Source organism: Agromyces sp. Root81, from assembly GCF_001429165.1.
In the GTDB taxonomy this organism is placed as follows: Bacteria; Actinomycetota; Actinomycetes; order Actinomycetales; family Microbacteriaceae; genus Agromyces.
In genome coordinates, this window is sequence record NZ_LMIR01000002.1 from 1,765,064 (window position 1) to 1,777,884 (window position 12,821).

Annotated in this window: 11 protein-coding genes; 7 read left to right on the plus strand and 4 right to left on the minus strand. The window is 68.8% G+C overall.

Annotation, left to right across the window (positions count from 1 at the left end; translation table 11 throughout):
- The first annotated feature begins 20 nt into the window (after positions 1-20).
- The 6 genes from ASE14_RS13410 (at position 21) to ASE14_RS13435 (ending at position 9,032) form a co-directional block, all read left to right on the plus strand.
- Positions 21-1,352 (plus strand): ABC transporter substrate-binding protein, encoded by a 1,332-nt coding sequence (locus tag ASE14_RS13410; RefSeq protein WP_056655335.1) that lies wholly within the window; start codon positions 21-23, stop codon positions 1,350-1,352.
- A 77-nt stretch (positions 1,353-1,429) separates the two neighbouring features.
- Positions 1,430-2,425 (plus strand): carbohydrate ABC transporter permease, encoded by a 996-nt coding sequence (locus ASE14_RS13415; protein ID WP_056655338.1) that lies wholly within the window; start codon positions 1,430-1,432, stop codon positions 2,423-2,425.
- Between the two features lie 10 nt (positions 2,426-2,435).
- The gene (locus ASE14_RS13420) at positions 2,436-3,257 is read left to right on the plus strand and encodes a carbohydrate ABC transporter permease (protein WP_056655341.1); all 822 of its coding nucleotides are present in this window, start codon (positions 2,436-2,438) and stop codon (positions 3,255-3,257) included.
- Positions 3,258-3,298: 41 nt separating this feature from the next.
- A complete protein-coding gene (locus tag ASE14_RS13425; protein ID WP_056655343.1) occupies positions 3,299-5,341 on the plus strand; it encodes a DUF4185 domain-containing protein in 2,043 nt (680 codons plus the stop codon).
- Between the two features lie 146 nt (positions 5,342-5,487).
- On the plus strand, positions 5,488-7,272 hold the full coding sequence (locus ASE14_RS13430) for an ABC transporter ATP-binding protein (RefSeq protein ID WP_056655346.1): 1,785 nt from the start codon (positions 5,488-5,490) through the stop codon (positions 7,270-7,272).
- Positions 7,269-9,032, plus strand: a complete 1,764-nt coding sequence (locus ASE14_RS13435; RefSeq protein ID WP_056655349.1) for an ABC transporter ATP-binding protein — start codon at positions 7,269-7,271, stop codon at positions 9,030-9,032. The genes ASE14_RS13430 and ASE14_RS13435 overlap by 4 nt, the downstream gene beginning before the upstream one ends.
- An 82-nt stretch (positions 9,033-9,114) precedes the next feature.
- Here ASE14_RS13435 and ASE14_RS13440 read toward each other — a convergent pair whose 3' ends face one another.
- A complete protein-coding gene (locus tag ASE14_RS13440; protein ID WP_056656410.1) occupies positions 9,115-9,837 on the minus strand; it encodes a TetR/AcrR family transcriptional regulator in 723 nt (240 codons plus the stop codon).
- A gap of 87 nt (positions 9,838-9,924) precedes the next feature.
- Between ASE14_RS13440 and ASE14_RS13445 the strand changes: the two genes are divergently transcribed.
- A complete protein-coding gene (locus ASE14_RS13445) occupies positions 9,925-10,314 on the plus strand; it encodes a VOC family protein (RefSeq protein WP_056655351.1) in 390 nt (129 codons plus the stop codon).
- A 198-nt stretch (positions 10,315-10,512) separates the two neighbouring features.
- Here the strand turns inward: ASE14_RS13445 and ASE14_RS13450 are convergent, their stop codons facing one another.
- From ASE14_RS13450 to ASE14_RS13460, 3 genes are all read right to left on the minus strand, one after another.
- Entirely contained in the window at positions 10,513-11,022 is a 510-nt protein-coding gene (locus tag ASE14_RS13450; RefSeq protein WP_056655354.1) for a GNAT family N-acetyltransferase, read from the minus strand.
- The gene (locus ASE14_RS20820; protein ID WP_056655357.1) at positions 11,019-11,546 is read right to left on the minus strand and encodes a hypothetical protein; all 528 of its coding nucleotides are present in this window, start codon (positions 11,544-11,546) and stop codon (positions 11,019-11,021) included. Before ASE14_RS20820 ends, ASE14_RS13450 begins: the two co-directional genes overlap by 4 nt.
- Positions 11,547-11,667: 121 nt before the next feature.
- A complete protein-coding gene (locus ASE14_RS13460; protein ID WP_082600679.1) occupies positions 11,668-12,810 on the minus strand; it encodes a glycoside hydrolase family 172 protein in 1,143 nt (380 codons plus the stop codon).
- Positions 12,811-12,821: the final 11 nt, after the last annotated feature.

Genomic DNA, 12,821 nt, shown 5'->3' on the forward strand with positions numbered 1-12,821 from the left:
GAGTTCCTGAGGAGGGACGAATGCACAAGAGAATCACCAGGCTCGCCACCGTCGGCATCGCGGCCGCAGCGGTCGGGGTCATGCTCGCCGGCTGTACGCCTGCGAGCAGTGGCACGACCGAAGACGGCAAGTCCAAGGTCGTCTTCTGGCAGCAGAAGTTCGAGGACTACCAGCAGGACTGGTTCAAGGCGCAGGTCGCCGAGTTCAATGAGAGCCAGGACGAGGTCGAGGTCGAGCTCCTGGTGGTCCCTGCCGACACCTGGGACCAGAAGCTCAAGGCCGCGCAGGCCGCAGGCAAGGCGCCCGACGTGAAGACCACGAGCTACGGGAACATCAAGCCCATGCAGGCCAGCGGTCAGATCGCCGACCTCAGCGAACTGATGGACGCAGACGCCTTCGACGACATCGCCGAGAACATCGCGCCGTTCGTCACGGTCGACGACGGCGTCTACGGGTACCCGCTGCTCGTCGAACCCTCGACGGTGCTGTTCTACCGCACCGATCTCCTCGCGGCGGCCGGCATCGATGCGCCGCCGACGACGTGGGACGAACTCCTGGATGATGCGCGAACGCTCACGACGGGCGACGTCTACGGCATGAACATCGGTCAGACCGCGCCAGACCTCGGATGGTCGAGCTGGGGTCTCCAGTACAACGTTGCGGGCGATTTCCCGCTGCGCGGCGACTGGTCGGAGGCCTCTGCAGACGATCCCGCCTACGAGGACCTCGCGAAGTTCTACCAGACCCTCTACACGGAGAAGCTGATGCCGCAGGAGGCGACATATCCGTACGCCGACTGCTCGTTCTTCGGTGAAGGCAAAGTGGCCATGAGCGCATGCGGATCGTGGGCGCTCGGCCAGCTCTCGGCGAACCCGGACTGGGCCGGCGTGTGGGAGAACACGGCTGTGGCCGCCTTCCCCTCGTCCGACGGCGACCCCACGTCGCCGACGTCGACGCTCGGCGGATGGACGCTGACCGTCGATGCCAAGTCGAAGGTGCAGGACGAATCCGCGGAGTTCGTCCAGTGGCTCCTCGCCGACGACACGGATCGGCTCGTCGACTTCTTCACGGCGACCGGCTTCTCGAAGTACCCGGCGCGCGTCTCTGTCACCGAAGCGCTCGCGGCGACTCCCGAGGCGGCAGACGACCCGTTCCTCGCGACGATCACCGAGGACATCGTGCCCTACGCCAAGGCGGAGCCGTCCTACCCGTGGGACGTCAGCCTCGCCTTTGCGACGAGCCTCGAGAAGGCAATGCGGGGCGGTGACATCCCCGCCGCGATGAGCGAAGCCCAGGCGGCGATCGAGGATGTGATCAAGAAGCAGAAGTTGGCCGGCACCGGCAGCGACTGATTCGTCACGTGGGGCGGGTGCTGCCAGGCGGCACCCGCCCGACGTTCAGTCCCGACCGATCCCGAAGGAGAACAGCGATGACCATGTCGCCGCAGTCCACCAACCGCCTCGCGACCGCCGCGAGTGTCGCCCTGGAGCCGGAGACCACGGCCCCAGCGCCCAAACGCCGGCGCGGAGTCGGGCGTCTGAGCACGCACGTGATGGACAACCGCACCGCATACGTGATGATCGCCCCGATGGTGGTGCTGCTCGGCATCTTCGTCTGGTGGCCGCTGTTGTACTCGTTCTACCTGTCGACATTCGAGATCAGCTTCTACGAGGAGCCGTTGTTCGTCGGACTGCAGTTCTACGGGTACGTCCTCGAAGACCCCGACTTCTGGCATTCCATCGGCATCGGAGCCACCTACGTGCTCTACACCGTCCCCGCCATCATGATCATCGCGTTCCTGGTCGCCAGCTTCATCCGGACCGTCGGACGCAAGGTCGCCGGACTGCTGAAGACGACGGTGTACGTTCCGACCGTGGTCTCCGCGGTGATCACGTCGGTGGTGTTCGTCTTCATGTACCGCGCCGACGGCGGCCTCATCAACTGGCTGATCGGGTTCGTCGGCCTCGGCCCGTTCGCGTTCCTCTCCGACCCCGAGCTCGCACTGCCCGCGATCTCGGTACCGGGCATCTGGCTCGCCTTCGGAATCACCACGCTCATCATGCTCGCCGGCATGTACGACATCCCGCAGAGCTACTACGAGGCCGCCCAGCTGGAGGGTGCGAACTTCTTCCAGCGCACGTGGTTCATCACGATCCCGCTCATGAAGAACGTGCTCCTGTACCTGGTGGTCACGGCGACGATCGCGGGCATGCAGCAGTTCGAGCTTCCGCTCGTCATGACGCAGGGCGGTCCGACGAACTCGACGATGACCCCCAATCTGTTCATCTTCAACCAGTTCAAGGACCCCACTCCGTACGCCACGAGCTTCTCGCTGACGGCGGCGCTCATCCTCTTCTTCGTCCTCGGCGGCATCAGCATGCTGATCTTCCGCCTCATCCGTTCCGACAAAGCGATCGACGCATAGGAATCTCGAAATGAAGGCTTCTCTCGGGCGACGCGTCGCCACCTACGCCCTCGCTGCGCTCATCGTCGTCAGCACCACGCTTCCGCTCGCGTGGATGCTCATCTCGGGATTCAAGGGCCGGAGCGAAGTGCTGCGGACTCCGTTCCAGTTCTTCCCCGACGTCTGGCTGTGGCAGAACTACGCTGCGATCCTGCAGGATCCCGCGTTCCTTCAGTCGATGGCGCTGACCTTCGCGGGCGCCCTCCTGTTCACGCTGCTCAGTCTCGTCGTGAACTCGATCGCCGCGTACGCGTTCGCTCGCCTCGACTTCCGGGGGAAGCGGTTCTGGTGGGTCTACTGCATCACTCCGATGTTCATCCCCGGCATGGCGATCCTGTTGACCTCCTACGTCGTGGTGTCGAACCTCGGAATGCTCAACACCCTCGCCGTCCTGATCATCCCCGGGGCGGCCTCGGCCGTGCAGATGTTCTTCATCCGGCAGTTCTACCTGAACACCCCGCTCGCCATCGAGGAGGCGGCCCTGATCGACGGCGCAGGCCGCTGGCGCATCTTCTGGTCGATCTTCCTCCCGCAGTCGCAGGGAGTGTTCGTCGTCGTCGGGGTCGGCTCGTTCCTCGCGTACTGGAATGCGTACGTCTGGCCGATCCTGACGATTCAGGACCCCGGCCTGCAGCAGATCATGCAGTACATCGCGGGCTTCCGCTCGGAACGCGGGAACGAGTGGGGCCTCCTGATGGCCGGATCCACGCTCGCAGCCCTGCCGACGATCCTTCTCGTCCTGATCTTCCAGCGATACATCGTCAACGGCGTGCGGCTCGCCGGAATGAAGTAGCACGCAACCTCGCGAACCTCCACCGACAGGGAGATGCAACGATGCAACCCGTACGAAGGACCTCCGCCATCCTCGCCGCCGTCGGTGCCCTCGTCGTCGGCGTGATCGCGCCGATCAGCGCGGCCGCGGCACCGCTCGCCTCCGCGGAGAGCGCGACCGCCGAGCCATCCGTCGACCATTCGCCGGCGGTGCTCGTCAGCAAGATGACGGGACCGAAGTCGCTGAGCGCGACCGACACCCGGTGGGCGGTGACCGGCACCGACCTCGGCATCATGTGGGACAACGGTTCCGGCGAGATCCTCACCGCGTTCGGCGACACGTTCGGCGACTGGAACGGGCCCGGCGGCGGTGGCGGCGACTGGCGTTCGAACGTGCTGCTGCGCAGCAGCGACGCCGACCTCGCCGACGGCATGACCTTCGACTCGGCGGTCGAGGACGCCCCCGGCCACGCGGGCGAGATCATCCCGTCGCTGAAGATCAACGGCCAGGAGATGACGACGATCCCAACGGCGGGCATCGCCGTGGGCGACCGGCAGTACCTCGCGTTCATGTCGGTGCGCCAGTGGGGCGCACCGGGCGCATGGGACACGAACTTCAGCCGCATCGCCTACTCCGACGACAACGGCGAGACGTGGAACTCGACCGACGGGCCCGAATGGGCGAACTCCGCCGACGGCCGGCACCCGTTCCAGATGGTCGCGTTCGAGCGCCACGACGGCTTCGTCTACATGTTCGGAACACCCAACGGCCGATTCGGGGCGGTGCACGTCGCGCGCGTGCCCGAGGCATCCGTTCTCGACAAGTCGGCCTATTCGTACTGGAACGGTTCGAGCTGGGTGGTGGGCGACGACACCGTCGCAGCACCGATCGTGCCGCCGAACGCCGCCGAGCTCTCGGTGCAGTACAGCGAGCACACGGGCGGCTGGCTGATGACCTACCTGAACGAGGACCTCGATCTCGTGCTGCGCACCGCACCCGCTGCCGAGGGGCCGTGGGGCGAGGCGCAGCGGCTGGCGAGCTTCGCCGACTACCCGGGCCTGTACGGCGGGTACCTGCACCCGTGGTCGGACGGCGGCGAGCTGTACTTCGCGCTGTCCCAGTGGGAGCCCTACAACGTCTACCTGATGCGCGCGGAGATCGACGAGACCGGCGCCGTCGTGAACCCCAACCTCATCGAGGACCCCGGGTTCGAGCGGGCCGTCGACGGTGCAATGCCGGCGCCGTGGGCATGTACGGGGAACTGCGGCATCGACGTCAACCATGCGTGGGCGAACGGCGGCACCAAGCAGGGCTGGATGCGCCACAACGCCGGATGGATCGACATCCACCAGGATGTCGCGGTCGAGCCGAATACCACCTACACCTTCACCGGCTTCGTGGTGACCGGTGGTGCTCCCGCTCCCGGTTCGATCGGGGTGCGCGAACTCGGCGCCGGAGGCTCGACGCTCGCCGAGGCATCCTTCGAATCGGTCGGCGCGTACACGCGGTACTCGGTGACCTTCCACAGCGGCGACCGCACGGCCGTGCAGGCCTTCGTCGGCACGAACCTGAACGGCGACCGCTGGGTGCAGATCGACGACCTCTCCCTCGTGAAGGCGAGGGAGCAGCTGCCGGCACTGACGGTCACCGCCTCCTCCGACCCGGTGGCGGGCTCCGAGGTGGTGCGCGACGACGTCGTGACGTTCGAGGTTCAGGCGTCGACCGACAGCGCGAGCCCCGAGGCGGTCGCCCTCGCGGTCGACCTCGCCGGCCTCGTCGACGACGCGACGCTGGATGCCGCGTCGGTGCGCTCCTCGATCGGCGAGCCCGTGCTCGACGGCTCGACGCTGCGCTGGTCGGGCGAGATCGAGCCCGGCGAGACGCTCGACCTCGGTTTCGCCGCGACCGTGCGGCGCGACGCGTCCCGCGGCGACTCGGAGCTCGTCGTCACGACGACCGCCGAGGCCGAGCGGGCGATCCTGACCTCGTGCGCGGGCTGCCTGCTCAGCCTCTCGGCGGTGCACTACGACCCGCGGCCGCCGCGCCCCGAGTTCCCCGACAAGCCCGGCAAGCCCGAGCGCCCGGGCAAGCCCGACCGACCCTGAGGCCGGCCGGACGGCGGCGGGCGGTGCTTGAGATCGACCCTTGCGAAATCGATATCACACCCCCTAGCCTGAAAGGCTCGTCTCGGGTGGACGGTGCCGTGCTCGCTGGGTCGCGCACGAGGAGTCCGACCGGAACGAGGTGAGCGATGCGCGCTCTTCCCGAGCCGTTCGCCGCGCCGCCGCGCGAGGTGACGCCGTGGGGGTTCCTGCGGTGGCTCGTCCGTCAGCAGTGGACCACGGTGGTGCAGGGCACCGTCTGCGACATCATCTGGCTGCTGGGACTCGCTTTGACGCCGTGGGCCATCGGCCGGGCGATCGATGAGGGGCTCGTCGCCGGCGACTACGCCGCCTTCCTCCGGTGGCTCGGCGTCGTCGTGCTGCTGCAGCTGCAGCACTCCTTGATCCAGGGCCTGCGCGACCGCGCCGGATCGGTGAACTTCGAGCGATCGTGGTCGCGTGTGGACCAGATCATCGCCCGCGCTTCGTCTCGCGTGACCGTCGCCGCCGAGCGCGACCTGCACCCCGGCGCGGTCGTCACCATGGCGTCCTCGGATGTCTGGGCGCTGAGCTTCGTCGCGATCAACGTGGGATCGCTGGTGTCGGCGCTCATCTCGTTCGCGACCGTCGCCGTGATCCTCCTGCGTGATTCCCTCCTGCTGGGCGGACTCGTCATCGTGGGAGTGCCGGCGTTCTCGGCGCTCCTGTTCCTGCTCGTGCGATCGCTGCGCGCACGCCAGATCGAAGCACGCGACGCCACGTCGGAAATGAACACCGTCGCCACGGACAGTGCACGTGGGCTGCGGGTGCTTCGCGGCATCGGCGGCGAGGAGTGGTTCCTCGCCCGGTTCCGCGAGCGGTCGGCCTCGGCCCGCGATGCCGGCAAGAAGGTCGCGAGGCCGATGTCGATCGCCGAGGCGCTCAAGGTGCTGATCGCCGGCACGCTCGTCGTCGGGCTCACCTGGATCGGCGCGGTGCTCGTGACCCAGGGCGAGCTGACCGTGGGTGAGCTGGTGTCGTTCTACGGGTACGCCGGTTTCATGGTGCTCCCCGTGACGCTGCTCAACCAGTCCGTCACGGTCGCGGTGCGAGCACTCATCGCAGCGCGGCAGATCACCGGGCTGCTCGAGGTGGCTCCGCTGTGGCCCAGGGAGGCCGGAGACGACGCGGGCGGGGTCCCCGCGGCGCGGGAGACCGCCCAGAAGGGGGCGCAGCACGACGGCGGCGAGGATTCGACCCTCGACTGGGATCTGCTCGATGAACGCAGCGGCCTGCGCGTGCGCGAGGGCGAGCTGCTCGGCGTCGCCGTGCGCGACGCCGCTCAGGCGCGCGCGCTCGTCGACCGGATCGGGCGCATGGTGCCCGACGACCCCGATGCCGTCGTGCGCCTGCAGGGGCAGGACCTCGCCGAGCTCCCGATCGACGAGGTCCGCGAGCGGATCGTGGTCTCGGATCCGGTTCCGTTCCTGTTCAGCGGCACGCTGCGGGAGCTGCTCGATCCGCGGGGCCGCCGTGACGACGAGACCATCCTGCGCGCGGTCGCCGCGGTGGACGCGACCGACATCGTCGACGCGGTCGACGGCGGGCTCGACGTGATCGTGGGCGAGCGCGGCGTCGAGTTCTCCGGCGGGCAGCGGCAACGACTGGGTGCCGCGCGAAGCCTGCTCAGCGAGCCGCAGCTGCTCGTGCTGCACGAGCCGACGTCCTCGGTCGACGCGTCGACCGAGGAGCGAATGGCCGCCGGGCTGCGGGCCTACCGGCGGGGACGGGCGACGGTGATGGTCAGTACGAGCCCGCTGGTGCTCGGGGTGAGCGACCGGGTGGCGTTGATCGACGACGCCGGCGCGGTGGTCGCCGAGGGAGCCCATGAGGAACTGCTGCAGCTCGAGGCCGACTACCGCGGCGTCGTGCTGCGGGCGGAAGGAGTGTCATGACCGGGCCCATCCTTCCCGACGCCGGACGCGAGCGAGTCCGCGCTGAGCTCCGGGGCATCTGGCGCACGCATCGGGGCCGATTCGTCGTGGTCATCGCGCTGTTCGGGGCATCCGCGCTCGCCGGACTCGCACCGCCGCGTCTGGTCGGCGTGCTCGTCGACCAGCTCACGGCGGGGGCGGGGCCCGCCGAGGCATCCCTGTACGGTGCCTCGATGCTGGCGTTCGTGCTGGTGCAGGCCGTGCTCGTGATGTTCGCCATCCGGTCGGCCCTGGTACTCGGCGAAGACGTCTTCACCCACCTGCGCGATCAGTTCATGTCCGATGTGCTGCAGGTTCCGATGGGGCTCGTCGAGTCGGCCGGCACCGGCGAACTCGTCACGCGCACGACCCAGGACATCAGCTCCGTCTCCGAGACAGTGCGACGGGCGCTTCCGGAGTCCCTCATCGCGGCGGTCACGGTGATCCTCACGCTCGCCGCCGCCGCGCTGACGTCGCCGCTGATCGCCCCGGCCTACCTCTTGGCGGTGCCGCTCCTCGTCGTGGTCATGCGGTGGTACATGAGGCGCGCGGTCGGCGTGTACGAACGTCTGGGAGCCAGCTACGGCCCGCTCTTCGCGTCGCTCACCGAGACGGCGAACGGCGCCCGCACCGTGGAGGCGCTGAACCTCGCCGACGTGCGCAACCGGTCGATCGACGACGTGCTCGCGCGCCACTGGGTCACCGCCGTCGGGCGCATCCAGCTGCGCATGGTCGTGCTGCCGTGGTCGAACCTCGCCTTCGCGATCCCGGTGTTCGCATCGCTCGCCTGGGGCGGATGGCTGTCGATTCAGGGCCAGGTCTCGATCGGCACGGTGGTCACCGTCACGCTCTACGCCGCGGCACTGGTCGCCCCGCTCGAGGCGCTGATCGGGTGGACCGACGAGTTGCAGAAGGGCCTCGTCTCGTTCGCCCGCATCCTCGGCGTCGGCGAGGTGCGCGAGCAGGCGGGCGGTGATGCGCTGCCGTCGTCGACCGACGTCGAGCTGCGCGACGTGCGATTCGCCTACCGCACGGGCCACGAGGTGCTGCACGGCGTCTCGCTGCGCATCGTCCCGGGCGAGCGGCTCGCCATCGTCGGGGCATCCGGTGCCGGCAAGTCGACGCTCGCTCGACTGCTCGCCGGAATCGATGATCCCACCGAGGGTCGCGCGATGATCGGTGGTGTCGACGTGCGGGAGGTCCCGCTCGAGCGCCGTCGCCGCGAAGTGCTGCTCGTGACGCAGGAGAGCCACATCTTCGCCGCCAGCGTGCTCGACAACGTCCGTCTCGCCCAGACCGACGCGAGCGACGACGAGGTGCTGCAGGCCCTGCAGGCCACCGGTGCGGCGGACTGGATCGATCGACTGCCTGACGGGCGGGACACGGCGGTCGGCTCGGGCGGGCACTCGTTGACCGGCGCCCAGGAGCAGCAGCTCGCTCTCGCGCGGGTCGTGCTGGCCGACCCGCACACGCTGATCCTCGACGAAGCGACCTCGGCCATCGACCCGACGGCCGCGCGCGATCTCGAGGCCGCGCTCGCCGCGGTGATGGAGGGCCGGACCGTGATCGCGATCGCCCACCGTCTCGCCACGGCGTACGACGCCGATCGCATCGCGGTGATCGACGCGGGCCAGCTCGTCGAACTCGGAACCCACGAGGAACTGCTCGCGCGTGGCGGCAGCTATGCCGATCTGTGGCGGGCGTGGAGCGCCGACGGCGGGAGTTCGCAGGGGGTCGACTGACGCCGCTGCGATCGCCCACCGTCGGCCGGTCGAGGGAGAACGAGGTCGCGGAGGGCGAGTTCGGGCTCGAGACGGTTCGCGATCAGCCGCCGGTCGCGTCGTCGAGTCCGGAGATGACCCGGTCCAGACCGTACTCCCATGCCCGCTCGGCATCGTGCGGGCCGCCCATCGCCTCCCCGGCCGCGCGACCGACCCGCTGCGCGAGTGCGAAGTCGTCGCCCACGTAGCGGGCCAGGCTCGCGACCGACTCCTCCCAGAGCTGTCCGAAGTCGCCGGTCGCGGGCCGCGTCACGATTCTCGAGGCCGACGACCGCACGAAGTCGAGCACGAAGGTCAGCGCCGCATCGCGATGGATGTCGCCGATCGAGGTGCCGTCGAAGGCGCGCAGCTCGTGGTCGTACTTCGCGATCGTCCCGGGGCCGAGGGCGGTGCGCGGGTCGGCGACGTCGAGCAGCCAGGGGTGGGCGCGCAGGAGCGCGAGGTTGTCGTCGGCGACCCGGCGTACCCGGGTGCGCCACGCTGCCCGCCCGAACGGCGTCGGCGTCATCCGCGCGTGCGCGTGGTCGGTCATCAGCACGAGCAGGTCGTCGCGGCTGTTGACGTGGGTGTACACCGACATCGCCGTCATCTCGAGCGACTGCGCGAGCGCGCGCACGGTGACGGCGGCGAGGCCGCCCTCGTCGGCGAGGGCGATCGCGCGTGCGACGACGTCGCCGGTCGAGTAGCGCGCCCTGGGGCCGCGGCTGCCGCCGGTGGGCGCACTCGGGCTGTCGCGCCACAGCAGGTCGACCAGGGGTCTGGGCATCGCGGGGCCTTCCTCGGAATACTTCCACAACATTGTACGTTGTAGACCGTACTGTACGTCGTACAGGGTTTACTGACAGGAGATTCGATGAACATCACCCAGACCGCCCTCTCGCTGAACGTCGCCGACGTCGGCGCCTCGGCGGGCTTCGCCGAGACCTTCTTCGGTTACGAAGCGGCCATGGCGGCCGACGGGTTCGTGTCGCTCCGGCATCCCGACTCGAACACGAACCTGATCTTCCTGGCCACGGGCCTGTCCACCTTCAAGCCGAGCGAGATCGCAGGCTCAGCGGGGCAGGGGCTGCTGCTCGTCTTCGTCGTCGACGACCTCGACGGCGAGTTCGCGCGCATCGAGGCGGCCGGTGCCCGAGTCGTGACGCCTCCGGAGACCGAGCCGTGGGGTGAGCGCTTCTGCCAGTTCGCCGATCCGAACGGGCTCATCTGGCAGCTCGTGCAGTGGGTCGACCAGCCCGCTTGAGCACGGAGGGGGCGACGCGCTCCGCGCCTCGCCCCCTCACCTGCTGGCCTCGTCAGGCCCGCGGCGGCATGCGGGAGCCTGCAGCGCGACGACGGCATCGAGGAACCGGCGGTGTCCAACCGCTGACGCCGAGATATCGCTGCCGGGGCCGATCCTTGGCCCCGGCGGCCGGCCGGGCGCACACATCGTGGTGGGAGTTCAGCCCCGGGTTGGCGCCCCAGAACCGAACGCCAGATGGAACCGCGTGTAGCTCTCGAACCGCTCGCTCTCCTGGAAGCCGAGGCGTTCGAGCAGGCGGATGCTCGGAGTATTGCCGTGGGTGACTCCGGCGAAGACATCTGTCGCGCCGAGTGTCATACGGGCATGCTCCAACAATGAGCGCATGGCCTCGGTCGCGATGCCTCTCCCGGTTGCGGCCTCGGCGAGCCAGTACCCGGAGCCGTAACGCGGGGGGTCGACCGGTACCAGGCTCACGATCCCCTGCAGTATGCGGCCGTCGAACACACCGAAGTAGTGCTCGGCGACCTCGGCCCGCTCGAGCATCGCCGCCAGTTCCGCGTCGGTCATCTCCACCAGGTCGCCGTAGTCGCCGTTGCGCGTCAGGTGCGCACGATTCTCGCGGATGACGCGACCGAGGTCGGCGGCTTCGCTCGGCCGCATCGGCCGGAGAGTGACGCCGGTGAGCGCCGTCGCGATGCCGTCGATCACGTCAGTCCTGCGATGCCCGAAGCAGCATGGCGCCGACTCTCGAGTTCGCCCCGCACCCACGCTTCGACGAGCCGAGCCGTCTGGGCGGGAGTGAGCGAGTCGGTGTCGACGATCTCGGCACGCCATTGCGGATCTCCGGGGCGGGCGTCGGCCCATCTCGACCACTGCATGGGCACATCGCTGGACACGCGAATCACCTCGGGCGCGTGGGTGGGATCGATCGTGTGCGCACGGAACCAATCGCCGAACCGGTTGTGGTGCATGATCGCCCCGGGGTCCTCGCCGCGCTGCAGCAACCGTTCGCTGCGCACCTCGGGTGAGCAGTGCAGCAGGCACACGGCGATGCCCTCGAGTCGATCGGCCGATGGTGCCGCGAGGAGCTCGCCCATCGGCACCTGTCCGCACAGCAGCACGTGCGCGCCGTCCGCCTGGGCTGCCAGTGCCTGCTGGGCCCAGTGCTCGATGGCGCCGTGTCGCCAAGCGGTGTCTGCGTCGTCGGGTACGCCGATCGAATCGAACTCCACGCAGTGGACCGGCGTCCCCCAGTCGACGGTCTCGAGATGGGCAAGTACCGTCGATTTTCCCGCCCCACTGGCGCCGGTCAATGAGAACAGCATTCGTCTCCCTCTTCCCGCGGGCCGAACCTTAGTCCTGCGGCGCCCGCGGCGGCGTGGCGCCGATGTCGGGCACCGGCGCGGTACCCAAGTGGACCTCCATGTCGTCGGCGGTCGGCGACTTCGGGCGGCGCGCAGTGGGGCGGTCGAGATAGAACAGGGCCGTCGAGGCGATGTCGTCGCGGAGCGGCAGGTAGCGCCATCCGCTGCGCCAGCCGAGCGCCTGGATGTCGACCTTGGGGATGCCGGTCGCGAAGAAGATCGGATCGAGCAGGTGCCAGCGATACATGCCGAAGCGCTGCTGGCTGACGTAGAGGCCGTCGGGGCGGATCACCTGCGGCATGCCGAGGTACGGGGTCGAGAACTCGGTGTAGCCCTGACCGGGGATGTCGAAGTTCCAGGCGCCGCCGAAGTAGTCCTCGGTGCCGGTGCCGCAGATCGTCGGGTGGTCGGTGTCGTCGTCGAGGTAGAACTTGATCTCGCCCTCGCCCCACCAGCCATTGGAGTTCACGCCCCACGCGAGGTAGGTGCCGACGTACTGGCCCTGCCCCTCGATGCCCTCGAGGATCGTGTGCGGTACGAGCTCCTCGAGCGGGTTCGACCGGCGCCACTGCGCGTGGAAGTAGCCGTCGGCCGAGTAGTCCCCGCCGATCTCGTAGGTCACCTGGTAGTACACGCGCACGTCGACGACCGAGGTGTTCTCGATCGTGAGTCGGGCGCCGGTCTTGAACGGCATCGGCCAGTACGAGTTGAATCCGCCGTGCGGGTTCGCGGCGATCGCCTGCGAGTTGACCTGCGCGAACACGCCCCAGCCGTTGCAGAAGAAGTCGCCGTACGGCACCTCGACCGCGGGCTCCTCCGCGCCGTCCCAGTAGGCGCGCAGCACGAGCGTGCGCCAGTTGTCGGTGTGGGTCGTGATCCAGATGTGCGTGATCCTGCCGGGGCCGTCGATCGTCGCGAGGTCGAGGGTGTCACCCGCCTTGATGTCGACGCTCGGCGAGATCTTCCAGCCGGGGCCGAGATCGCGGGCGCAGGATGCCCCGGTGCCCTCGGTCGCTCGGCCGCCGCCGCCGACCGCACCGTCGAAGTTCTCAGGTGAGATCGATCGGGTCTGCAGGCGTCGCAGCGCCGAGATCGATGAGAGATCGGGACTCTGGGGGTGAGGGGCGTTCACGATCTGCCACT

What these genes read in the sequence shown, in the direction of transcription:
- ASE14_RS13420 (WP_056655341.1), top strand. Translation starts at nt 2,436, where the DNA reads ATGAAGGCTTCTCTCGGGCGACGCGTCGCCACCTACGCCCTCGCTGCG.
- ASE14_RS13410 (WP_056655335.1), top strand. Translation starts at nt 21, where the DNA reads ATGCACAAGAGAATCACCAGGCTCGCCACCGTCGGCATCGCGGCCGCA.
- ASE14_RS13415 (WP_056655338.1), top strand. Translation starts at nt 1,430, where the DNA reads ATGACCATGTCGCCGCAGTCCACCAACCGCCTCGCGACCGCCGCGAGT.
- ASE14_RS13435 (WP_056655349.1), top strand. Translation starts at nt 7,269, where the DNA reads ATGACCGGGCCCATCCTTCCCGACGCCGGACGCGAGCGAGTCCGCGCT.
- ASE14_RS13440 (WP_056656410.1), bottom strand. Translation starts at nt 9,837, where the DNA reads ATGCCCAGACCCCTGGTCGACCTGCTGTGGCGCGACAGCCCGAGTGCG.
- ASE14_RS13430 (WP_056655346.1), top strand. Translation starts at nt 5,488, where the DNA reads ATGCGCGCTCTTCCCGAGCCGTTCGCCGCGCCGCCGCGCGAGGTGACG.
- ASE14_RS13445 (WP_056655351.1), top strand. Translation starts at nt 9,925, where the DNA reads ATGAACATCACCCAGACCGCCCTCTCGCTGAACGTCGCCGACGTCGGC.
- ASE14_RS13425 (WP_056655343.1), top strand. Translation starts at nt 3,299, where the DNA reads ATGCAACCCGTACGAAGGACCTCCGCCATCCTCGCCGCCGTCGGTGCC.